Genomic DNA, 23,818 nt, shown 5'->3' on the forward strand with positions numbered 1-23,818 from the left:
AACTCAGGTCACCGCTGACCGACGAGCAGTCACTTGCTACGACTGACTGTCAGTCATTAAGTTAGGGTCGGTTTACACGAGGACGGACCTGGGAGCGGCGATGGGTGAGCGGGCGGTGCCGCGGTGAGCGGGCGGGGGAACCCGGTGCTGGCGTTGGCGTCGGGGGTGTGGCCGTTCATCGCGGCCGGCACGGTGTTGCGGCTGGGCGTGTTGGCCAGCTACCTCGCGCAGGGGTTCCTGCTGGCGGGCGTGTTGGGCGGGCTGCTCGCGGGGCGGGGACTCGGCGAGCAGGTCGGGCCGCTGGTGTGGCTGGCGGCGCTGATCGTCGGGCGGATGGTGCTGCTGTGGGCGGTCGCGGTGGTCGCGCAGCTCACCGGCGCGGCCACCACGGAGCGGCTGCGGGCGCGGGCGTTCGGCAAGCTCGCCGAGCTGGGGCCGGCGCACACGGCGGGCGCGCGCACCGGGGCGATCAGGGAGGCGCTGGTCGACGGCGTGGAGGCGCTGGAGGGCTACTACGGCTCGTACCTGCCGTCGCTGATCGCCGGCATCGCCGCGCCGGTCACGGTGGTCGTCCTGCTGGGAGTTCGGGACGGCTGGCTGGCGGTGCTGGTGGCGGCGTTCGCGGTGGGCGCGCTGGTGCTGCCGCCGCTGTGGAGCCGTCCGCTCAAGGCCAGGGGCAAGGAGCGGATGGACGCCTACCTCGGGCTGGGCGCGGAGTTCCTGGACACGCTGCAGGGCATGGTCACGCTCAAGGCGTTCGGCGCGGCCGGGCAGCGGCGCCGCGAGCTGGCCACCACCTCGGACCGGCTGATCAAGCAGTGGAACCGGGAGATGGCCGTCGCGCTGGTCACCGGGGGGATCTACGCTCTGGCCATCACCGGTGGCCTGGCCGCCGTGGCCACCACGGCCGCCGTCCGGGTGGCCGAGGGCGGGCTCGCGGTGGGCACCATGTTCCTGGCGCTGTTCCTGGGCAGGGAGGCGCTGCGGCCGATCGGCGTGCTGGCCGGGGCGTTCCACGCGACCTACGCCGCCAACGACGCCGCGCGCCGCATCCGCGAGCTGCTGGCGACCGAACCGCCCGCTCCGCCGGTGCCCGGGGGCGGTCCGGTTTCGGTTCCGAGGGCGTCGGTGTCGTTCCAGGGCGTCAGCTTCGGCTACCCGAGCGCGGACGGCGGCGCCCGGATCCCGGTCCTGGAGGACTTCGACCTGGAGATCGAGCCCGGGGCCACGGTGGCCGTCGTCGGTGCGTCCGGCGCCGGCAAGACGACGGTGGCCTCGCTGCTGCTGCGGTTCATCGACCCGGACAGCGGCGCGGTGCGCATCGGCGGGCGCGACCTGCGGGAGATCCCGTCCGACCGGCTGCGCCAGCTGGTGGCGCTGGTCGCCCAGGACACCTACCTGTTCGGCACCACCGTGCGGGAGAACCTGCTGATGGCGCGGCCGGGCGCGAGCACAGAAGAGATCGAGGCGGCGGCCGCCGCGGCGAACATCCACGAGTCCATCGTGAAGCTGCCCGACGGCTACGACACCGTGCTCGGCGAGCGCGGGCTGGGGCTGTCCGGCGGGCAGCGGCAGCGGCTGGCCATCGCGCGGGCGCTGCTCGCGGACACCCCGATCCTGGTGCTGGACGAGGCCACCGCGAGCGTGGACGCGGCCACCGAGGCGAGCATCACCGCCGCGCTGGACCGGGTCACCGCGCAGCGCACCACCCTGGTCATCGCGCACCGGCTGTCCACTGTCCGCCACGCCGACCAGATAGTCGTGCTGGACGGCGGCCGGATCGTCGAGGCCGGCACACACGAGGAGCTGATGGCCCTCGGCGGCGCGTACGCCCGCCTGGTCGCGGCACAGGACGTCCACGACACCGCGGAGGTACCCGTCCGATGACTCCGATGACCGAGTCCAAGCGCCCGCTGCTCACCGTGCTCGGGCAGCTGCGCGCCGGCCGGCCCGCGCTGGTCGCCGCGCTGCTCGGGGCGTTGGCCGAGAACGGCGGCGCGATAGTGGCCGGCGCCGCCACCGGCTGGCTGGCCGGCGCCGCCGCGGTGGGGCGCCCGGTCGGCGAGCTGTATCCGGCCGTGGCCGTCGTCATCGTGGCCGTGCTGGTGTCCGCGATCGGCAACTGGGCGCTCGGCCAGTTCGGGCACGCGTTCGCGTTCCGCTCGCAGGCCGAGCTGCGGCTGAAGCTGTTCGACGCGCTGCACCGGGCGGCGCCCCGGGAGATGCACGGCCGGCGCACCGGCGACATGGCCTCGGTGGTGATGGGCGACGTGGACGCGCTGGAGGGGTTCTTCGCCCACCTCGGCATCGGCGCCTCGGTGGCCGCACTGACCGGGGCCGCCAGCGTGGGCGCGCTGGCCGCCATCGACCCGGTGCTGGTGCCGATCGCGGTGGTCGGGATGCTCGCGGCGGCGGTGGCGCCGACCTGGCTGGCCCGGCTGGGCAAGCGGCGCGCGCGGCGGCTGCGCGAGGAGGTCGGCGCGGTCAACGCGGACGTGGTGGACGGCGTGCAGGGGCTGCGCGAGCTGCTGGTGTTCGGCCACACCGGGCCGTGGTACCGGCGGATCGCGTCCGGCACCGAGCGGCTGCGGCGCTACCGGCTCGCGCACGCGCACGCCACCGGCCTGCAGGACGCGGTGACCGAGGCGCTGGTCGCGGTGACCACGGTGGCGGTGCTGGTCGCCGTGCTCGGGCTGGTCTCCGCCGGGCGGCTGGACCTGCCCGCCGGCGCGCTCGCGCTCACCCTGGTGATCGCCGCCCTGACCCCGGTGACCGCCGCCGTCGGCATGGCCGGCACGCTCGCCCCGCTGCGCGCCTCCGCCCGCCGGGTGCTGGAGCTGCTCTCGCTCGTGGACGGCTCGCACGGTGATGGCGGTGTCCCGGGAGTGGCGCGGCCGCGAGGTGGCGCGGTCAGGTTCGAGGGCGTGAGCTTCGGGTATCCGGGCCGGGATGACGTGCTGCGGGGCGTCGACTTCGAGATCCCGGCCGGTCAGACGGTCGCGCTGGTCGGAAGCTCGGGCGCCGGCAAGACCACGTGCGTGAACCTGCTGCTGCGGTTCTGGGACCCGGACAGCGGGCGGATCACCGTGGACGGCACGGACCTGCGCGAGCTGCCGGCCGACCAGGTGCACAAGGTGGTCACCGTGGTGCCGCAGGAGGTGTACCTGTTCGCCGGCACCGTCGCGTCCAACCTGCGGCTCGCGCGGCCGGACGCCACCGACGCCGAGCTGGAGCGGGCCGCCGTGGCCGCCGCCGCGCACGGGTTCATCAGCGAGCTGCCGGGTGGCTACGACACGCCGGTCGGCGAGCGCGGCGCGCTGCTCTCCGGCGGGCAGCGCCAGCGGCTGACCATCGCCCGTGCGCTGCTCGCGGACACCCCGATCCTGGTGCTGGACGAGGCCGCCTCCAACCTGGACGCGGAGAACGAGCGGGTGGTGCAGCGCGCGCTGCGGGCCGCCCGCCAGGGCCGCACCACGCTGATCGTGGCGCACCGGTTGTCCACCATCCGCGCGGCCGACCGGATCGTGGTGCTGGACGGCGGCCGCGTGGTGGAGACCGGAACGCATGACGAGCTGCTCACGCGCGGCGGCGACTACGCGGAGCTGATCACCCATCAGACCGACGAGGCGGCGCGTGTCTAGTCTCGGGCGGTGCGGAAGAGCTGGATCGCGTTGTTGGTGGCGTTGGGTATCGACAACTTCGGTTCGGGGCTGTTCCTGCCGTTGACGCTGGTGTTCGTCACGCGGGTGGTGGGGTTGCCGCTGGCGGTGGCGGGTACGGCGGTCACCGTGGGCACGGTGGCCGGGCTCGCGGCGCCACCGCTGGCCGGGCGGCTGGTGGACCGGCTGGGCGCGCGGGCGGTCGTGGTCATCGCGCAGTTGTTGCAGGCGGGCGGGGCGGCGGCGTACCTGGCGGCGGACGGGGTGGCGCTGGTGGTGACGGCGGCGGTGCTGTTCGCGTCCGGCCAGCAGGCGTTCTACAGCGCGCTGTTCGCGCTGATCGCGGACGTGGCGGGGGACGGGCCGAAGGACCGGGCGTTCACCGTGGCGAACATGGTGCGCGGCGCGACCTTCGGGTTCGGGGCGCTGGTGGTGGCCGGACTGCTGACCGGCGCCGGCCCGGTCGGCTACCGGGTGGCCATCGGTGTCGACGCGGTGAGCTTCCTGGTCGCCGCCGCGCTGCTGGCGTTCTGGCTGCGGGTGCCGCCGCCTGTGCCGCCACGGCCCTCGGCGGCCGCCCCGGTGCGTGGCGTGCTGCGTGACCGTCCGTACCTCGGCCTGATCGCGATCACCACGATGTTCGCCCTGGCGTCCGACTTCTTCCTGGTCGGCGTGCCGGTGTACGCCCTGGAGATCCTGCACGCGCCGCCGTGGCTGCCCGGCGCGATCCTGGCCCTGCTCACGGTGATCACCAGCACCGCCGGCACCGTGGTACTGCGGGCGACCGGCCGGCTGTCCCGCCCCGCCGCCATCGGCCTGGCCGCCGCGATCGTGGCCGTCTGGTGCGCCGCGAGCGCCGCCGCGTTGCTGCTCCCGGCCGGCGTCAGGCCGCCGTACCTGGTGGCCTGCACGCTGATCGTGGCCGCCGCGACCCTGGTCTCCAGCGGCCGGGCCAACGCCCTCGCGGAGGCCGCCGCGCCCCGGGAGGCGCGCGGGCGCTACCTCGCGGCGTTCCAGTACGCGTTCACGGTGGCCGGCGTGATCGCCCCCGGGGTGGTCGCGCTGTTCTCCGTGGCCGCCTGGCTGCCGTGGCTGCTGGTCGCGGCGGCCGCCCTGCTCAGCGCCGGCCTGCTGCGCTGGGTGGCGCCCCGGCTGCCCGCGCACGCGGTCATGACGCCGGCGTGAACACGTCCCGCTGCTCGGCCAGGAACTCGCGCAGCGAGGTGGGCGGCGCGCCGGTGATCCGCTCGATGCTCTCGGACACCCGGAACTCCGCCCGTTCCTCCGTCGGCGTTTCGCGCAGCCGCCGCCAGAGGTGGCTGAGGTGCTCCGCCGCCGTCGGGTTCATCCCGCCGGCGGACACCGCGCTCACCCACTGCTCGTCGGTGATCTCCCGGTAGCGCACCGGCCGGCCCAGCGCGTCGCGGTACGCCTCGGCGATCTCGCCGACCGTCACCACCGTTCCGATCAACGGCAGCACCGTGCCGTTCGGCTGCGCCGGCCCGGTGAGCAGCCCGGCCGCCACCCTGGCCACGTCCACCGCGCCGATCATCGCGACGGTCGTCGTCTCCGGACCCCACGGCAGCCGGATCTCCCCGGCGCTGGCCACGCTGGTCCGGGTCAGCGCCCGGAGGTTCTCGTAGAACACGGTGGCGTCCAGATGCACCGCCCCGACCCCCGCCCAGTCGAACACCTGCTCGGACAGCCAGTGCCGGCGCTGGTGCGGGGTCCGGTGCTCGCCGGTGCGCCTGATCAGCTGGGACAGGTTCACCACCAGCTCGCTGCCGGCCTCGCGGGCCGCCGAGGCGAACGTGGCCGTGGCGCCCATCAGCCCGTCCTGCACCGGGAACGTGAAGTACGACCGCCGCACCCCGTCCATGGCCTCGGCGACCGACACCGGGTCCAACAGGTCGCCTTTCACGACCTCGGCGCCGAGCGCGCGCAGCCGGTCCGACCGCTCATCCAGGGTGTGCACCAGCGCGCGTACCGCGTGCCCGCGCTCGCGCAGCAGCCGCGTCACGTGGTATCCCGTCGAGCCCTGCCGTCCGCCCGCCGCCCCGGTGACCAGGATCGTCTCATTAAGTTTCATCACAAAACGGACTCTGCCAGAGTGAGTCGCGTGACGCAACTAACTCTCGGGGGCGAGATCAGCAGCAGCCGTCGCCGCGCCAGGCCCGGCGGCCCTCGTTGACGGCCACGCCGGCGATCACCAGTGCGACGACCGGGTCGGCCCAGCTCAGCCCGAACAGCTCGTTGAGCGCGAGGCCGACCAGCAGCACGGCCGAGAGGTAGGTGCACAACATCGTCTGCTTGGAGTCCGCGACCGCGCTGGCCGACCCGAGCTCGCGCCCCGCCCGCCGCTGCGCCGTGGACAGCACCGGCATGACCAGCAACGACACCGCCGCTAGCACGATCCCGACGGTGGACGGCCGCGCCTCGGTGGCCCCCAGCAGCGCCCGCGCCGACTCCACCGCCAGGTAGCCGGCGAGCGCGAAGAAGGACACCGCGATCACCCGCAGCGCGGTGCGTTCGCGCGCCTCGGGGTCCGTACCGGAGAACTGCCAGGCCACCGCCGCCGCCGAGGTGACCTCGATCGCGGAGTCCAACCCGAAGCCGACCAGTGCCGTCGAGGAGGCCGCCGCCCCGGCGCTGACCGCCACGACCGCCTCGGCCACGTTGTAGCCGATCGTGCCGGCGACCAGCCACCTGATCCGCCTTGTCAGTTGGGTTTGGCGCGCGTCCGTGGTCATGCGTCCGCGCACCCGTACCGGGGGCACAGCGCGACGGCGTTCCCGGTGGCGGCGAGCAGCTTCTCCGCCGCCGCGAGCACCTCCACGACCGCCGGCTGCGCCAGCGCGAACACCGAGGCCCGCCCGGCCGGCGTCGACGACACCAGCCCGCAGTCGCGCAGGCAGGCCAGGTGTTGCGACACGGTGGACTGGGCGAGCCCGAGCGCGCCGACCAGGTCGACCACCCGGGCCGGCCCGTCCGAGGCGAGCCGGCGCAGGATGGCCAGCCGGGCCGGGTCGGCGAGCGAACGGAACAGCGACGCGGCCGGCGCAAGCTCGACCCTCTCCAAGCCGCACGCGACCGTCGCTTTCGGCATCGTCATACACCGATGTTATCGCCCACCGGCGCGCCGTGTCAGGCGTTCGACTCGGCCCGCAGCCGGGAGTAGCGCTCCTTGAGGGCGGTGTCCTTGTTGATCTCGTCGTGGGTCTGGTCCGGCTCGACGTTGCCGGCGATCCCGCAGGCGTTCAGCACGGCGAACATGTCGATCAGGTGCGCAAGCCTGGCGTCGTCGGGGCCGCCGTCGGGGGTGCGCTCGTTCGCGGCCAGCTCGAACAGCCGGTCCAGCCAGGGCAGCTCTTCCTCCAGCCCGGCCTGGCGCAGCGCGTCACCGAGCCGGCGCCGCAGCTCGTCAGGCTCCATGCCGCCCAGCTCGGCGATGGCGTTCTCGTCCAGCGGAAACAGCTTGTCCCGGTCGCGCAGGTAGATCAGCTCCAGCGCGGTGGCGTGCCCGAGCGTGCAGTACCGGCAGCCGTTGCGCAGCGAGATCGCGGTGGCCAGCACGTGGGTGCGCAGCGGGCCGAACGCCTTGAGGGTGCGCTGGTAGCGCGGCATGTTGGACATGAACCAGGCGCTGGAGCGGGCCGGGCCGAGCCGCTCGGCAAGCACGGGCATCAGCCTCGGCGAGAACCCCCACATGCGGCGCGGCGCGGCGTCCAGCACCGCCAACGCCAACCTGTTCAGCCAGGTGACAGCCATCGGAGAACCCCCCTTGCAAGTTGTCGGGCACGCCGGCGCTGGCGCGCCCGCCGAGCGTCAGGCTCCAGAGGCGGCTCGCAGCCTCGCGTAGCGCGTCTTCAGGGCGGCGTCCTTGTTGAGCGGGCTGTGCGCCTGGTCCGGCTCGGTGGCGTCCGCGATGCCCACCGAGTTCAGTACGCCGAACATCCGCACCAGGTGGGAGATGCGCACGTCGTCCTCGTCGGTCGGGCGGCGGTCCTCGGCGACGGTCAGCTCGATCGCGCGCTCCAGCCACCGCACCTCGGTGTGCAGCCCGGCGCGCTGCATGGCGTGGACCATGTGGTGGCGGATGACGCCGGGCGGCAGCCCGCGCAACCCACCGATGGTCTCCTCGCTGAGCGGGAACAGCCTGCGGTACTCGCGCAGGTAGGCGTACTCCAGCGCGAGCCCGTGCCCGTACGTGCAGTACCGGCACCCGTTGACCAGCGAGATCGCCGTGCAGATCAGGTGGGTACGGACCGGCCCGAACGCCCGCAGGGTGCGCTCATACCGTGGCATGTTCCACACGAACCAGCCCGCCGCGCGCAGCGGCCCGAGCTGGATGACGATGGGCGCCATCAGGTTGGGCGGGAAGCCCCAGAGGTGCATGCCGAGACCCTCCAGCATGACGGTAACGCCGCGCTTCAACGCGCTGGACGCCATGACGAATCTCCTGAGCGAGGAAGTTCGATCATAGCGCAGACAACCTCCACTTGAAACGACGGCATCTGATCTTTACGTTCACCAGGCCCGAACCGTTACGTGACGCGTCAACGATTCGTGACACGACGTGAGGATGTGCATCCGCACGTTCATCTGAGCATTCCCCGAGCCCCCTTATCGCCACCCGTTGCCAACAGCTCACGGGCATTGCAAGTGACACTTGTTTCGCCTGAGCAACCGCCCGTGCCGGCACCGTCCGCGCGCCGCCGTGGCGCTGTGCCCCCTGGGCGCTCACTTGATCACACTGCTGGCCAGGCCGTTCGCGGTGGTCTCCGACCCCGGTTTGCGTTGAGGGGGCCTATGGCGTCGCTCCGGCCCGGATTGCCTCGCGGCGCCCGTGGACGCAATTCCGTGCGGCTCTCGAGAAGCATCGAAATATGTCAGCCGAATACATATCGTCGTCCGTGGCCAGCCGTTTCTCGCGGCGTTGGCTGAATTCCTTTCGTCGCCGCCTCGCGGCCGGCTCGGGCACGGTCAGGATTGGGCGTTTCCCCAGCGCTCCCGGCATGTCGTCCGGACCGGAAGTTTCCGGTTCTTTCGCTCGTTTTCCCGGCATTCGCGGCGCGTGGACCGCCTGAGTTTCAACTTTCAACCACCTCGGACGCGGCCGCCCCAGCCCAACAGTGATAGGTGTCCACACGCCCGTCCGTCCGCAGCCATGCGAGAGTTGGTGCGCGATTGAATTAGTGGTACGAGTGGCCACGGCGAGCGATGTGGCCCTCCTCACTCCGAGCGCACCGGACGAGCGGTCGCCGGCACTTTTCGCCCCGTCAGAAATGACACTCGGTCCGTGTTCGGTGACATTCGGTTGACACTGCGGCGGCTCGCGCCGCGTGGATGATCACTATCTGTAGTTGATGTCCAATGCAGACACTGACGTGGGTGACACCCACTGGTGAACAGGCGATACGGCGGGTAGTAACCGAGGGGTCGCTCTGCGTCACAGCGATCAGCCTGGGTATGGTCTCACCGTTTTGAGGGGTCGGGGTTCTGCCGGAAGGACGAGCGCATGAAGGGGATGAGCACATGACGGAGCTCCGCGCTGCCCGCCGCATTCTCCGACCAAGCTGGCTGGGGGCCTGCCTCACGGTGGCCGCCGCACTGGCCGTGGTCCCTGTCGTGACCGCGCCGCGCGCCGAGGCCGCCACCCTGGTGCCCGGCACGCCGTGCGCGGTAGGCACCACCGCCTGCGTCTCCCTGGGCCAAGCCGGCTTCAACGCCCGCGCCTGGCTGATCCGCAACGGCAAGGTCGTCAAGGGCCCTGTCGAAGGCACCTCCGGCGGCCCCGGCAAGGACACCCCGCCCGGCACCTACAAGGTGACGTCCAAAGACCGCGACCACCTGAGCACCGAAACCCGCAACGCCGCCGGCCGCCCGTCCGAGATGCCCTACTCGGTCTTCTTCGGCAACTCCGGCTACGCCTTCCACGGCGGCGGCGACCCCAACATGCGCACCGCCGGCTGCGTCCGCCTAGCCAACACCGACGCCTCCTACTTCTTCAACAACCTCGCCATAGGCGACACCGTCCAAGTAACCACCAGCCGCATAGGCGCCAACTCCAGCCCCGCCGACCCCGACGACGAGGGCGAAGACGACGACGGCGACAGCGGTGGCGGCCTCCTCGGCGGCCTCTGATCGCCTAGCTCGTGTGATCGCCCGTGGCCGGAAACCCGGCTGCGGGCGATCGGTGCATCGCGGCTGACCACAAGCGCGGTACTTGGTCGGTCGGCGAGCAGGCCTTAGATGGCGTGCTCCTCCTCGACGGCAATGTGCGTCTCACATGCGGCGGCGCCGAGCCGGTAGTCCCAGCTCGCGGTCGCCGGGTGCCGGTCAGCGGTTGTCGGCAGTTCGCCCCGGCTCAGTAGCCGGTGGTGCCGCCACGGCGTCGCCGGACCCGGTCAGTGGCCGAGACGACCACCGGGTTCTCACAAATGAACACCTCCGGCGGGACAGCAGGGGCCGGTCGTGTGGTTCCACCGGGCGGCGGTCCCTCGCACAGACCGCACCTCGGTGCCCAGCCGAGCTGCGGGTGACTCCGTTGCGCCGCGATGCCCTTCCTCGACGGCCTCGTCCGCGTACGCTGGTAGGGAATCGGATTCGGCGAACGTCCTCAATCATGGTCACCTGACTCGTATCCTGACGGTGCTGGTGAGGCGTAACGCGATCGCCAGATATTTCGACCAAGCGCTTGCGGACTGTCGCTGGGGAGGTCACGCGTGCTGCTTGAGGAGATCAAGCAAGGGTTGCGGCTCAACGGGGTGGTCCCTGCCGAGGTCATCACCGTCATTGCTGTGCAGTGGCATGGGGCCGACGCATTGGAGTTGACCTATAAGACCACAACCGGTGGGCTCGGGCAGCGGGTAGTGTTCCGCGAGGACGAGGGCAAGCTCTCGGTCGCTCCGTCTGAGAGTCGTGCCTTTGACGCTCCGGCGAGCGACTTCAAGCTTGCCGCCGAGGCGCAGCGGATCAGGCTTGCCGGTCTGTTCGACCCCATGCTCGCGGTTGCGACGAGCGATGTCCGGCCGCTGCCGCACCAGATCCGCGCTGTTTACGGTGAGCTCCTTCCGCGCACGCCGCTGCGGTTCCTCCTGGCGGACGACCCGGGCGCCGGTAAGACGATCATGGCCGGGCTCTACATCAAGGAGCTGATCCTGCGCGATGACGTGCGGCGATGCCTCGTCGTCGCGCCGGGAGGCCTGGTCGAGCAGTGGCAGGACGAGTTGTTCTTCAAGTTCGGGCTGCGGTTCGAGCTGCTCACCAACCAGCTCATCGACGCAAACGTCAACCTCGACGTCTTCGAGGCGAACCCGATGTTGATCGCGCGGATGGATCAGCTTGCTCGCAATGACGAGCTGCAGGCGAGGCTGACAGAGACCGAGTGGGACCTGATCGTTGTCGACGAGGCGCACCGGATGGGAGCACACTACTTCGGCGGCAAGCTGGAGAAGACGAAGCGCTTCCAGCTCGGCGAGCGTCTTGGCGAGATCACCCGCCATTTGTTGCTGATGACTGCCACTCCACATTCGGGCAAGGAGGACGATTTCCAACTCTTCCTCACCCTGTTGGACCGTGACCGGTACGAAGGCAGGCACAAGGCCACCGCCGACACTGACGGCATCATGCGCCGGATGGTCAAGGAGGACCTGCTCACCTTCGAGGGCAAGAAGCTGTTTCCCGAGCGGATCGCGGAGACCGTGCCCTACGAGCTCACCTCCATTGAGCACCACCTGTACGAGCAGGTCACCGAGTACGTCCGAACCGGGATGAATCGTGCGGAGAAGCTTGACGGCAAGCGCAGGAACACGGTCGGCTTCGCGCTCACGGTGTTGCAGCGCCGTCTCGCCTCTAGCCCCGAGGCGATCTACCAGAGCCTGGTGCGCCGTTCGCAGCGCCTGGAGCGCAAGAAGCGGGAGATCCTGGACGGCACGTACCGAGAGGCTGACCCCGCCGTCGACCTCGACGACCTCGACGCGGATGAGTACAACGCCGAAGAGATCGAGGCGCTCGAGGACGAGCTCCTCGACGCCGCCACCGCCGCCCGCACCGTCAGTGAGCTCGATGCCGAGCTCGTCGACCTGGCCGAGCTGACCACGCTGGCCAGACAGGTCCGCGACCTGGGCACGGACCGCAAGTGGACCGAGCTCTCGACGATCCTGCAGGACAACGCGCTCACCACCGACAAGGACGGCAGACCACGGAAGCTCATCATCTTCACCGAGCACCGCGACACCCTCGGCTACCTCCAGCGCCGAATCGGCTCGCTGCTCGGTCGCCCGGACGCCGTCCGAGCCATCCACGGCGGTGTACGCCGGGGCGAGCGCCGGCAGATCACCGAGGAGTTCACCAAGAACCGCGACTGTCAGATCCTGGTCGCCACCGACGCCGCGGGCGAGGGGCTCAACCTGCAGGCCGCCCACTTGATGGTCAACTACGACCTCCCCTGGAACCCGAACCGCATCGAGCAGCGCTTCGGCCGCATCCACCGCATCGGCCAGGAGGAGGTCTGCCGGCTCTGGAACCTGGTCGCCTCCAACACACGCGAGGGGGCGGTCTTCACGCGCTTGCTGCTGAAGATCGAGGAGATGCGCAAGGCGTACGGAGGCAAGGTATTCGACGTTCTGGGCGAGGCGTTCACCGAAACCCCGCTCCGTGACCTCCTGATAGACGCGATCCAGTACGGCGAGCGCCCCGACATCCGGGCGAAGATGCACCAGGTCATCGACGCCAGCATCGGTGACGGCGTCAAGGAACTGCTCGAGGAGCGGGCGCTCGCCGCCGACCACCTGGCCGAGGCCGACCTTGCGGCGCTCCGGGCGGCGATGGACGAAGCCCGTGCCAGACGCCTTCAGCCGCACTACATCGAGCTGGCCTTCAAGACCGCGTTTGTCCGGCTCGGCGGGCGGATCGCGAAGCGGGAACACGGGCGCTACGAGATCGCCAACGTGCCCGCACACCTCCGAGACGGCAAGCACGGCCCCATCGCGACTCGCTACGACCGGGTCACCTTCGACCTGGCCTACGTCGCCCCGGACGAGGGTCAGGTACGTGCCGACCTGATCGCCCCTGGTCACCCGCTGCACGACGCGGTTATGGACCACGCCGTGACGCGGTTCGGCCATACTCTCAGCGCCGGCACCGTGCTGGTGTCGCCGACGCTTGATGAGCCGCAGGTGCTCGTGGGCGTCATCGAGGAGGTTGTGGATGCCACCGCCGCCAGCGTGTCCCGCCGCTTTGGCTATGCGCTCGTCGACGGCGTCGGCACCGTGACGCCGGCCGGACCGGCGCCATATCTCGACTGTGTCGCCGCTCCGGAAACGCCTGCGGTCGCAGCGGCTCGTGCACTGCCGTGGCTCGCCGACGCGGAGGACAAGGCGATGAGTTGGATCATCGTCAACCAGTTGCCTCGGCACCTCGCCGAGGTTCAGCCCCGGCGCCTGGCCGAGCTGACCAAGACGCGGGATCTAGTCATGACGCGGCTTTCGTTCGAGAGCGAGCGCCTGCTTCTCGATGCAGCGGTCGCACTGGAACGTGAGGAGAAGGGCGAGAAGCCAAAGGAGTCCTCCGAAAGCCTCAACCGCAAGGCCGTGGAGCTCGACGTGCGACTTCGCCGCCGCCTCGAACTGCTCGACCGGCAGGCCCTCATGTCGACGAAGCCGCCCCGTATCCTCACTGCGGCCCTCGTCTTGCCCATCGGCATGCTGGAAAGCGACCTGCCGGACCGCGTTCCCATCCATGCCAAGGAGACCAAGGTGGTCGAACGCCGTGGTATCGATCTGGTGATGGCCCGCGAGCGGAGCCTCGGGCGGCGGCCGGTCGAGCAGGCCATCAACAACAAGGGTTTCGACATCCTGTCCACCGCGCCGAACGGCGAGACCTACCGGATCGAGGTCAAGGCCCGTATCGACGGTGCCAAAGACTTCTTTGTCACCCACAACGAGGTGATGACCGGTAAGAACGCCGTGCCCCGGTACCGCCTCGCGCTCGTCCGGGTCGACCCGCGTGGCCCTCGGCACGACGAGGTCCGCTACCTCGACGACCCGTTCGCCACCACTGACCTCGGCAACTTCGAAGCCACCGGCATTCGCGGTGACTGGGCCAGGACGTGGGCAAGGGCAACGGTGCCCTTCTGATGTACGCTGACCGGCTGCCCTGAGCCGCCCTCGAGGGCGTCACCGGGTTGTTGAGGAAGATGGCGGTGCGTCGGCGCCGCCGGGTCAAGCCCGCGAGGCGGGCTGTGAAGGGTCGAGGAACTGGTGCACAAGCGGAAACTGATCGAAGTGGCGTTGCCCCTGGAGGCGATCAACCGCGAGTCGGCGCGGGAGAAGTCGATCCGCCACGGCCATCCCTCGACGCTTCACCTGTGGTGGGCTCGCCGCCCGCTCGCAGCGGCGCGGGCGGTCCTGTTCGCGCAGCTCGTCGACGACCCCTCGTCGCGACCCGACGAGTTCCCGACCGAGGAGTTGCAGCGGAAAGAACGTGAGCGGCTGCACAACCTGATCGAACGGCTCGTTGTGTGGGAGAACATCCGCGACAAGCAGTTGCTCGCCGAAGCTCACGCCGAAATCCTGAAGTCCACCAACGGCAACCCACCACCGATCCTCGACCCGTTCGCCGGCGGTGGCACCATCCCGCTCGAGGCGCAACGACTCGGCCTGGAAGCGCAAGCCTCCGACCTCAACCCGGTCGCGGTTCTCATCAACAAGGCGCTCATCGAGATCCCCCCGAAGTTTCGCGACCAGCCGCCGGTCTTCCCCGGCCTGGCGGAATCCCAGATCCGCGACTGGAAAGGCGCGGAAGGCCTTGCCGCCGACGTCCGCGCCTACGGTGCCTGGATGCGCGACGAGGCCGAGAAGCGCATCGGCCATCTTTATCCGAATGCCACCCTCCCTGACGGTTCCAAAGCGACCGTCATTGCCTGCATCTGGGCCCGCACCGTCACCTGCCCTAACCCTGCCTGCGGCATCGCGATGCCGCTCGTCCGTTCGTGGTGGCTGGGAAAGAGGAAGGGCAAGGAGGCGTACGTCGTCCCATCCGTTGTTCCCGATCCCACTCACCCTTCGGGCCAACGAGTGAAGTTTGAGATTGGCCACAAGACAGCCGGTGCGCCGACAGTTGCTACGGACGGCACTGTCTCGACGACCGGCGCGCGGTGCCTCGCCTGCGAGGCCGCTACGGACTTCAAGTACATACGATCGGAAGGGCGCGCCGGCAGACTTGGTTCTCAGTTGATGGCTGTCGTTGTCGAAGGGAATCGTCGGCGCATTTATCTGGCGCCCACCGAGGAACACGAAGCCGCTGCGGCGGTGGATCGGCCCGCCGATCTACCGGAGTCGGCACTGCCAGAGGAAGCGCTCGGCTTCCGCGTGCAGGCCTACGGCATGACGAAATGGGTACACCTCTTCACTAACCGCCAACTCGTCGCCTTGGCGACTTTCGGCGACCTCGTTGTCGACGTACGCACTCGTGTCCTTGCTGATGGCAGTACCCGTTCGTACGCCGACGCTGTTGCTACGTATCTCGGCATAGCCGGGAGTGTCGTCTCCGACGACTTGTCCACAATCGTTACCTGGCGTTCGTCGCACGGGACAGGGGCATCTCGCAGCACCTTTGCCCGGCAGGCACTGCCGATGACATGGGATTTCACGGAGCTCAATCCGTTCGCAAACTCGGCTGGTGACCTCGCAACAACCGTTCCGGGCATGGCTGGCGTGCTTGAGCGGCTACCTGCCGCGATTGGTGCGGCGGTCGGTCAGGTGGATGCGATCGAGGCTGTAAAATCAGGTGCTTTGATCAGCACCGATCCGCCATATTATGACAATATTGGCTACTCTGATCTCTCGGATTTCTTCTACGTCTGGCTGCGCCGATCGCTTCGATCAGTCCACGCTGACCTACTTGCGACCATGCTGGTGCCAAAGACGGAAGAGCTCGTCGCGAACCCGTACCGCCATGACGGTAAGGACGGTGCCCGAGAGTTCTTCGAGGAAGGATTTCGAGCCGTATTTGCGCACGCTCGCGAGGTGGCACTCTACGACTTTCCGATCACTGTCTGGTATGCATTCAAACAGAGTGAATCTGACGACTCGGGTGAGGCATCGACCGGTTGGGAAACATTACTTGAAGGCATGATTCGATCGGGATGGGAAATTACGTCTACCTGGCCAAGTCGTAGTGAGCGGACCGGACGTATGATTAGTGTCGGCACTAATGCACTTGCGTCTGCTATTGTCCTTTCTCTTCGGCCGCGCCCAGGGGGCGCGCCGACCACAGATCGTCGCGGGTATATTGCGGCCCTGGATGCCGAGCTTCCCGACGCGCTGCGGAAACTACAGCAGGGACGGATCGCTCCTGTGGACCTGCCGCAGGCGGCGATCGGGCCGGGGATGGCCGTTTTCAGTCGGTATAGCGGCGTGATCGAGAACGACGGGGCGAAGATGTCCGTCCGTTCTGCATTGGCGCGGATCAACGAGATCCTCGATCGGGTCTTGGCAGAGCAGGAGGGGGACTTCGACGCGACGACGCGGTTCGCGATCGCGTGGTATCGGCAGCATGGTTATGTCGCTGGGAAATTCGGCGATGCGGATAATCTCGCTCGGGCTCGAAACACCAGCGTGGAGTCGATGGATCGGGAAGCGATCTTGACAAGTAGGGCGGGTAGTGTTCAGCTTGTCAATCCGGCGGAGCTCCCGTCGGATTACGATGTTATCGAAGATGGCTACACCAGCAACTGGGAGGCCTTGCACCACTTGATCAGGATTCTGGAGTTTGAGGGCGTCGCGAGGGCCGGTGAATTTTTGCGAGCTGCGTTGAGCCGCCCCGACGGAGCGGTTGACGCTGATCTTGTCAAGGAACTCGCTCACTTGTTGTTCCGGATCGCCGAGGGCAATGGATGGGCCAAGGACGCATTGAGCTTCAACAATCTTGTTACGAGTTGGCCCGAAATTCTTGAAGCCGCGCGGGCGGCCGTGAAGGGCGTGGTTCGCGAGCAGGCGGCGTTCGATTTTGCCGAGGGGGACGACTGATATGGCGATAAGCAACCGTGACCGCATTGGTCAGATGTTCGATTTGGTGGCGCCCAAGCTGGACGCCTTCCTGTCCCAGATCCTCGACCGGCAGCTCGAAGCCGGGCGCACTTGGGTCGACATCGTCACCGAGGTCGACAAGAGCGATTCCAGGCTGGTTCACAGGGGCGACCCGTCGGTCCAGCTCAAGCTGATCACCCAGGACTACACGCACCGGTACCGGCGCAACTGGCGTCCGCTGAACACCTATCTGAATCGTACGCACCACGCCTATGCCGCCGAACTGCTGCAGGTGCGGCACACCTGGGCACACATGAGGTCGTTCACCGACGACGATGCGTACCGAGCGCTCGACACAGCCCAGCGGTTTGCCTCCGCGATCAACGCGACCGACACCGCCGACGAGATCGCGCGGATCCGGCTCAACCTGCGCCGGGTCACCGCCGACAAGGACGACAAGAAGACTCTCAAGTCTGCGGTGGACAACCCCGAGGCGTCGGGTCTCAGGCCATGGCGTGAGGTGCTGCCGCCGCGCCACGATGTGGCGACCGGCAACTTCCATGCGTCCTACTTCGCTGCCGACCTGCACAAGGTCGCGACGGGTGGTGAGGCGGATTCGGACTATGCCGACCCGGTGGAGTTCTTCAAGCGCACCTACCTCACCGAGGGCTTGCGCGATCTCATTGGGCGGGCGGTCAGCCGGTTGTCCGGTGACGACAATGCCTCGCCGGTGATCAACTTGCAGACCAATTTTGGCGGCGGCAAGACGCACTCGATGTTGGCACTGTGGCACATCGCCGCCGGACTTCCGGCGGGCAAATTCCCGCAGGAGACCCAGGAACTTCTGAACGCCAATGGGTACACGGACACGAAGGTCAACCGAGTCGCGATAGTGGGCAATCACTTCAGTCCGGCCGGAGTGAAGAAGGACGACGGTACCCAGGTCAACACCATCTGGGGCGAGCTGGCGTGGCAGCTCGGTGGTGCCGAGGGTTATGCGATCGTCGCGACCGCCGACCGCAAGCGGACGCACCCCGGCAAGGCCCTTCACGAGTTGCTAGCGAAGTATGCCCCGGCAGTGATCTTGATCGACGAATGGGTAGCCTACGCCCGCTCGCTCGTCGGCCGAGATGACCTCGCCGGCGGCACCTTCGACGACCAGTTCACCTTCGCGCAGTCCCTCACCGAGACGGTCAAGGGCACCTCGGGCGTTCTGCTTGCGATCTCCATCCCAGCATCCGAGAGCGGCGATGATTCACAGATTGTCCCGGGCAACGCTGAAGAGGTGGGCGGTGCCAATGGTCTCGAGGCGCTGAAAAGGCTGCAGAACGTCGTGCGCCGAGTGGCCGACCAGTGGCGGCCGGCGTCCTCGGACGAGGCTTACCGTATTGTAAAGCAGCGGCTGTTCATAGAGGAGGACGCCGCTGCACTCGCCGCGATCGGTGCGACCTGTCGGTCCTATGTTGAGATGTACCGCAAGTACACCGACGACTTTCCACGCGAGGCTCGAGACTCGACATACGAGGACCGGATCAAGCGGACCTATCCGATCCACCCTGAGCTGTTCGACACTCTCTATGAAGAATGGTCGTCGTTGGAGCGATTCCAGCGCACCCGTGGCGTCCTCCGGTTGATGAGCACCGTGATCCACGCGCTCTGGATCGGCGAAGACGCCGCACCGCTGATCATGCCTGCTTCGATTCCGCTGGCCACATCTAACGTTAACTCCGAGTTGACGCAGTACCTGCAGGACTCTTGGAAGGTGGTCATCGACGCGGACGTCGACGGCCTCAACTCGGAGCCGGTCCGGATCGACAAGGACAAGCCGCTCTACGGCCAACGAGCACTGACCAAGCGCCTCGCACGCGCGGTGTTCTTCGGCGCCGCGCCGACCATCGCACCAGGTTCGACGCACAAGGGCATCGCGGTTCAGCGGGTCTTTCTCGGCACCGCCGTTCCTGGCGACGTTCCCGGAAACTTTCACTCCGCACTCACCCAGCTCGGTGACCGGGCGACGTACTTCTACTCCGGTTCTGGCAAGTACTGGTACGACCTGCAGCCCAACATCACTCGCACCGCGAAGCACCAGGCCGAGCTCCTGCACAAGGAGGAGGTCTGGGTCGAGATCGTCCGCCGGCTCCAAGGACAGGCCCGTACCCGGGGCGACTTTGCGGGGGTGCACGTGTGCCCCGAGAACAACGCCGACATCCCGGACACCGACGAAGCCCGGCTAGTCCTCCTCCACCCGAAGGTCGCGCACAAGCGTGGTACCGAGTCGGCAGCGAAGGAGTTCGCCAAGAAGTCCACCGAACAACGCGGCAGCTCCAACCGGAACCACCGAAACATGCTCGTCTATCTCGCCGCCGACGAGGCCCGGCTGGAAGAGCTGGACACCGCGATCCGCGACTATCTCGGTTGGAGCCACGTGCTCAAGAACCAGGTAGACCTCGACCTGACCCAGAACCAGATTAACCAAGCCACGCAACGCCGTACGCAGGCCGACCAAACGGTGACCGCGCGGTTGCTGCAAACGTTCACCTGGGCGCTTGTACCCGTACAGCCTGATCCGGCTGCCCCATTCCATATTCGGGAGACAAAGGTCGAAGGGCAATCCGATGCGCTGGCCGATCGGGTCTCGCGGCGCCTCGGCAACGACGGTGACCTCGCCATCCGGCAGGCCGCCGTGAAGATCCGACTGGCCATCAATAAGGCGCCGCGGATCTGGATCGACGGCCACGTCTCGCTGGGCACCCTGTGGGGACTCTACAGCCAGTATCCGTACATGCCCCGCCTGCGCGATCGTCGTGTCCTCGATGAGGGCATCACGGATATGCCGATGATCTGGCAGACCGACGCGTTCGCCCTTGCCACCGGCTACGATGACGAGGCTGATCGCTACGTCGGCCTCTGGACCCCGACGGACAAACAAACCCCACCCGCCGCCACCGACTCGTTGCTGCTCGTCCGCCCGGACATCGCTGCCGCCCAGCGCGACGCTGAGTCCTCAACCGGGCCTGCGGCCCCTGCCGAAGGCGTCGGAGTCCCCGCCAGCAGCCAGTTCGAGCCGGTCGTCAACCAGCCCGGCGTCTACCAACGGAAGCTTAAGACTCGCTTCTACGGCGTGAAGACACTCAACGCCGAGAAGATCGCGATGGACTTCAAAAACATCGCCGAGGAGGTTATCTCGCATCTCCGCGCCGATGCGACCACCAACCTGACCGTTCGAATCGAGATCGAAGCCATCGATGCATCCGGCTTCGACGAGAACAAGGTCCGGACCGTCTCCGAGAATTCCCAAACCCTCAAGTTCGACCAGGCCGGCTTCGAGGAGCGCTAAAGAATTAGGCGGAGTTCAAGGTGATGGGGCTATGCTTTGTCGTGTGGTCTGCATCATCGATAGTGGCGACATCTCCGGACTGCTAGGTCGCCGGTCTTTTTCTGACAAATCAGATACGTACAGTGTTGCCTGGCGCCAGGACCAATGGCCGGTCGTGAAGTCGCAACTGGCGTTGCTCGTCACTGACGGCCGGATCGATTGGGTTGGCAGGGCGCGAGGGCGCAAAAGGGTCTCCGACCGAGATCGACGGATTGAAATAACTGATATCGAGGAGTTTCTGAGCCTGTCGATCAATGATCTCCGCAGCTGGCTGCCTGAGAAGCATGACGGCGATGTTCTCCTCAGCGTGCTGTCCAATGACCTGGCCACTATCGTAATCCGCGAGTTGCCGGACAGGTTTCTTGATTGGGCGAGTAAATTAGAGTGGCTGAACCGACCTAAAGAGTTTGACCTGCCCTCTGGTGATCGCGGTCGAATCCTCAACGAGGGGCGCGACGGTCTTGGGCTTGTCCTAGAGATGAGCGGAGTTGGTAAGGATACTCTCCGGGAGTGGTCGCCTACCGTGGCCCAGCAACCGACATTCCTTTCCGGGATAGGCCGGCGGTCAGTATCGGAGGAGCAACTCATCAATTACGACATCGGACGGATTCCTGGCCTCTTTAGTCGAGAGAGTCTCGACATCGACTGGCGAGTGTTCAGCAGGGGTCGACGTCGGGTGTTGTCATGAATGCTAATATGCACAACCTATAGGGCAGACGCTTGGCGTGGACGTTGTCTACTATAACGAGACTTTCAGATCCTTTGTTCTCGTACAGTACAAGAGAATGATCAGGGAAGGAGAGGGAGTTGCGTCGCGCCGGCCCTGGTACCGTCCAGACTCCAACCTTAATAGTGAGCTTGAGAGAATGCGAGTAGTGGATGAACAGTACGGGACGGCGGATGGAGATTTTCGCCTATTCGGAAAGGCCTGCTGGGTCAAGTTCTGTGAGTCGGACTCGCGCGCTGGATGTCCAGAAGATCTGATCAGGGGGATGTACCTCGCTCGCGACTACTTCGTTGAGCTCCTTGATGTGTGCAAGGGGCCAAAAGGTGCCACGCGTATCGGCTACGACAATGTCCCTCGGCATATCAATAACACTACATTCATCGAACTCGTCAAGGACGGTTGGATCGGTACGCACGGAATTGGATCCGATGAGCTTGAAGCGGTTGTCGCGTCGGTCTTGAACAGTCGGCGTGCGCTCGTTCTTGGTGCACCGCTATAAATGTCGTCGCATAAAGAGGCATCGCTACCGACGGCCCCTCGCGGCTGGGCGTTGTAGACCGCAGGGGCCGAGGGTACGGGTGGTCAGGTGGTGCGGATGGTGGCTATGAAGGCGGCGAAGGCGGGCTCGGACACTTCCAGGGTGGGGCTGTGCGGTGTGAGCTTTGAGTCTCGGATGGCCACCCTGCCTTCGGCGGTGGCGATCTCCACGCACTCTCCGCCGTCACTCTTGCTGTAGGACGACTTGGTGAACGGGACCTCCGTCCAGTCGATGCTGGACTTGGGCATGCGGGGTCAGTCCTTCCGTGCGGTGCTCCCAGCGAACTGGCGCGCCAGTTCAAGGATGAAGCTACGCGACTCGACCGGACCCTGCGCGATGCCGTAGAGCCTGTGGAGCAGATCGATGTAGCGGTGCACGGTCTCGGGTGGTTTGTCCAGGTAGAGAGCATCGCCGTAGATCTCGATGTAGACGATGTCGGTGCTGGTGTCCTGGTCGAAGCGGAAGATCACGAAGTCGCAGCCGACGTCGGCGTAGGACTGGGCGTTGAACGGGATGACCTGGATCGAGATGTTGGGGAGCAGGGCCAGCTCGGCGAGGTGGGTGAGCTGCGCGGCCATGACATCGGTGCCGCCGATCTGGCGGCGGAGTGCGGACTCGCTGAGTACGAACGAGAACTCAGGCGGGTTCTCCCTGGTCAGGAGGGCTTGACGTTCCTGACGGATGCGGATGTGCTGCTCGACCTCCTTGGCGTTCGGGTCGCCGCCGCGGCCGGCGAAGATGCCTCGGGTGTACGCCTCGGTTTGGAGGTATCCGGGTAGGACTTCGGAACCGGTGACCATGATCTCGGTGGCGCTTTGCTCGAAGTCGCGGAAGGCGCGGAACCACTTCGGGCCTCGGTAGAGCGAGGTCTCGTCGCGTGGGCGGCCTCGGCGGCGGCGGGCGCCTTTGGCGAGCTCGCGGCACCAGACTTTGTCCTTCTCGGAGGCTCGGTAGAGGGTCAGGAGGGTCTCCAGTTCGAGGGTGGAGATGCTGACCTTGCCGTTCTCTACGCGGCTGATCTTGTTGTGGGCTCTGCCCAGGTGGTCGGCGGCTTCTTCTTGGGTGAGGCCGGCGGCGTCGCGGAGTTTGCGCAGCTCATTGCCTAGTTGGCGCTGTTGCATGGTGATGGTTGCGCTTGGGGTCGACATCGTCGTCCTTCCCGTCACCCGGAAGGGTGTCTATACAAGATGTACTTACAGATTTACTGTCTAGCTCGGTCGATGAGAGGTGCGTGAGGAAGTACAGGGGGTACGCGCAGGCTAGCGGCGTGGGTGGCTGGTGGTTTGTGCGGGCCGCATCGGTGGGTGGGTCGCCGGAGTTCGGGGCGGCTCTTTGGGGCCTGGGTGCGTGGCGGATATGGGCGGCCGGTTGGAGTGATCGCGGATCTGGCGCGGTCTGGGCCGCTTGGCGCGCGCCCCTGCCGGGGTCCCGCACGGCTCGGTATCTCCCAGCATCGGGTCGTGCGGGGCCTCTCCGGACTTGAGCGGAGGCGGTCGCTGTGGCCCGTCGGGGCCGGCCGAGTCAGATTGACGTGCAGCTTCGGGACGGGCTCGAGGGGTTTGACGGGGTGCAGGTTGTGTTGCCGATGACCTGCGTGAATGACCGACTCGAGCACGGGGTGACCGAGTTTGAGTTCGGGCGGTCGGGTGGGTGCGGGCGGTATCGGGCCTTGTGCGGGGCGGTGGTGGTGCCGGGGTCGATGTTCGAGGCGCCGGGGCCTGGGTGCGGGCGGTGTCTTGGGGTTTTGTATCCGGGGCCGGCAGTGGTGCTGGTGGTGCCAGGGCGGGTGCGGGCTCTTGGGGGCTGGGTGCGCGGACTTATGGGTGCATGCCTCGCCAGAGGAGGTCGGTGAGAGCGGCGGTGTGGGCGCGCCAGTCGGCTTGGGGGTCGAGGTAGAGGAGGCCGCCTAGGCCGCGGAGGACGGTTTCGGGGTCCAGGTCGGGGCGGACGGTGCCGGCTTTGATGTTGGCGTCCAGCAGGACGGTGACGGCGCCGATCAGGGATTGGTGGGCGGTGGCGGGTGGGGCGCCGGCGGAGGGGGTTGCGCGTAGGGCGTTGACCAGGCCGCGTTTGGTCATCATGTAGCGGGCCAGGTGGTCGGCGGTCCAGATGCGGAATGCCTGGTCGGGGGGGTGGGTTTGGAGGAGGGTGGGGACGACGTCTACCAGGTGGCGGACTTCTCGGTCGTAGACGGCCAGGATCAGGGCTTCTGGGGTGGGGAAGTGGCGGTAGACGGTGCCTACGCCTACGCCGGCCTTTTTGGCGATGGCGTTGAAGGAGAGCTCGGCGCAGCAGGCCAGGGACTCGGCCGCGGTGGCGAGGATGCGCTCGTGGTTGCGGCGGGTGTCGGCGCGGCGGGGGCTGACGGCTCCCGTCGTCATCGTTCCTCCTGGTGTTGGCCTGCCGCTACGGGAACGTAACACACGGGCGTTGCGTAGCGGATATTCATCCGCTAGCCTCGGGTCGAGCTGAAGCGGATGAATATCC

General features: G+C 67.4%; 16 protein-coding genes. 8 read left to right on the forward strand and 8 right to left on the reverse strand.

All coding sequences use genetic code 11. The features are described from left to right. Nucleotides 1-123: 123 nt before the first annotated feature. Genes N912_RS0136065 through N912_RS0136075 form a run of 3 tightly spaced genes read left to right on the forward strand, consistent with a single transcriptional unit; the run spans nucleotide 124 to nucleotide 4,844 of the window. Nucleotides 124-1,887 carry an ABC transporter ATP-binding protein gene (locus tag N912_RS0136065; RefSeq protein WP_051581284.1) on the forward strand — a complete coding sequence of 588 codons (1,764 nt, stop codon included), beginning with the start codon at nucleotides 124-126 and terminating at the stop codon, nucleotides 1,885-1,887. A 5-nt stretch (nucleotides 1,888-1,892) separates the two neighbouring features. Next, nucleotides 1,893-3,641, forward strand: coding sequence for an ABC transporter ATP-binding protein (locus N912_RS56810; protein ID WP_051581285.1), 1,749 nt, complete (start codon nucleotides 1,893-1,895; stop codon nucleotides 3,639-3,641). Between the two features lie 9 nt (nucleotides 3,642-3,650). Then, a complete protein-coding gene (locus N912_RS0136075; RefSeq protein ID WP_028926251.1) occupies nucleotides 3,651-4,844 on the forward strand; it encodes an MFS transporter in 1,194 nt (397 codons plus the stop codon). On the opposite strand, the gene N912_RS56815 is transcribed toward N912_RS0136075, so the two are convergent. From N912_RS56815 to N912_RS0136100, 5 genes are read right to left on the reverse strand one after another with little or no spacing between them, the layout of a single operon-like run. Continuing rightward, the gene (locus N912_RS56815) at nucleotides 4,828-5,748 is read right to left on the reverse strand and encodes an NmrA family NAD(P)-binding protein (RefSeq protein WP_064745489.1); all 921 of its coding nucleotides are present in this window, start codon (nucleotides 5,746-5,748) and stop codon (nucleotides 4,828-4,830) included. The two genes, N912_RS0136075 and N912_RS56815, sit on opposite strands and share 17 nt — an antisense overlap. 58 nt (nucleotides 5,749-5,806) lie before the next feature. Next, nucleotides 5,807-6,409, reverse strand: a complete 603-nt coding sequence (locus N912_RS0136085; protein WP_037068393.1) for a cation efflux transmembrane domain-containing protein — start codon at nucleotides 6,407-6,409, stop codon at nucleotides 5,807-5,809. Continuing rightward, nucleotides 6,406-6,771 (reverse strand): ArsR/SmtB family transcription factor, encoded by a 366-nt coding sequence (locus tag N912_RS0136090; protein ID WP_028926253.1) that lies wholly within the window; start codon nucleotides 6,769-6,771, stop codon nucleotides 6,406-6,408. Before N912_RS0136090 ends, N912_RS0136085 begins: the two co-directional genes overlap by 4 nt. A gap of 32 nt (nucleotides 6,772-6,803) precedes the next feature. Next, nucleotides 6,804-7,427: a hypothetical protein gene (locus tag N912_RS0136095; protein WP_028926254.1), complete on the reverse strand. Its 624-nt coding sequence runs from the start codon at nucleotides 7,425-7,427 to the stop codon at nucleotides 6,804-6,806. Nucleotides 7,428-7,484: 57 nt separating this feature from the next. Further along, the gene (locus N912_RS0136100; protein ID WP_028926255.1) at nucleotides 7,485-8,108 is read right to left on the reverse strand and encodes a hypothetical protein; all 624 of its coding nucleotides are present in this window, start codon (nucleotides 8,106-8,108) and stop codon (nucleotides 7,485-7,487) included. A 1,086-nt stretch (nucleotides 8,109-9,194) separates the two neighbouring features. Between N912_RS0136100 and N912_RS56820 the strand changes: the two genes are divergently transcribed. From N912_RS56820 to N912_RS64025, 5 genes are all read left to right on the forward strand, one after another. Beyond that, nucleotides 9,195-9,803 carry a L,D-transpeptidase gene (locus tag N912_RS56820; RefSeq protein WP_156994255.1) on the forward strand — a complete coding sequence of 203 codons (609 nt, stop codon included), beginning with the start codon at nucleotides 9,195-9,197 and terminating at the stop codon, nucleotides 9,801-9,803. A 581-nt stretch (nucleotides 9,804-10,384) separates the two neighbouring features. After that, nucleotides 10,385-13,798, forward strand: a complete 3,414-nt coding sequence (locus N912_RS0136110; protein ID WP_028926256.1) for a helicase-related protein — start codon at nucleotides 10,385-10,387, stop codon at nucleotides 13,796-13,798. Nucleotides 13,799-13,921: 123 nt separating this feature from the next. Further along, nucleotides 13,922-16,690 (forward strand): DUF1156 domain-containing protein, encoded by a 2,769-nt coding sequence (locus tag N912_RS62690; RefSeq protein ID WP_084211515.1) that lies wholly within the window; start codon nucleotides 13,922-13,924, stop codon nucleotides 16,688-16,690. Between the two features lie 34 nt (nucleotides 16,691-16,724). Beyond that, on the forward strand, nucleotides 16,725-20,027 hold the full coding sequence (locus tag N912_RS0136125; RefSeq protein ID WP_211261518.1) for a DUF499 domain-containing protein: 3,303 nt from the start codon (nucleotides 16,725-16,727) through the stop codon (nucleotides 20,025-20,027). A 43-nt stretch (nucleotides 20,028-20,070) separates the two neighbouring features. Then, on the forward strand, nucleotides 20,071-20,754 hold the full coding sequence (locus N912_RS64025; RefSeq protein ID WP_156994256.1) for a hypothetical protein: 684 nt from the start codon (nucleotides 20,071-20,073) through the stop codon (nucleotides 20,752-20,754). 621 nt (nucleotides 20,755-21,375) lie between these two features. On the opposite strand, the gene N912_RS0136130 is transcribed toward N912_RS64025, so the two are convergent. From N912_RS0136130 to N912_RS0136140, 3 genes are all read right to left on the reverse strand, one after another. Beyond that, nucleotides 21,376-21,579 (reverse strand): DUF397 domain-containing protein, encoded by a 204-nt coding sequence (locus N912_RS0136130; protein WP_028926260.1) that lies wholly within the window; start codon nucleotides 21,577-21,579, stop codon nucleotides 21,376-21,378. A 6-nt stretch (nucleotides 21,580-21,585) separates the two neighbouring features. Then, nucleotides 21,586-22,497, reverse strand: a complete 912-nt coding sequence (locus tag N912_RS0136135) for a helix-turn-helix domain-containing protein (RefSeq protein ID WP_245645669.1) — start codon at nucleotides 22,495-22,497, stop codon at nucleotides 21,586-21,588. A gap of 651 nt (nucleotides 22,498-23,148) precedes the next feature. Next, nucleotides 23,149-23,712 carry a TetR/AcrR family transcriptional regulator gene (locus N912_RS0136140; protein WP_028926262.1) on the reverse strand — a complete coding sequence of 188 codons (564 nt, stop codon included), beginning with the start codon at nucleotides 23,710-23,712 and terminating at the stop codon, nucleotides 23,149-23,151. Nucleotides 23,713-23,818: the final 106 nt, after the last annotated feature.

Source organism: Actinospineispora acaciae DSM 45401 (genome assembly GCF_000620785.1).
GTDB lineage: Bacteria > Actinomycetota > Actinomycetes > Mycobacteriales > Pseudonocardiaceae > Pseudonocardia > Pseudonocardia acaciae.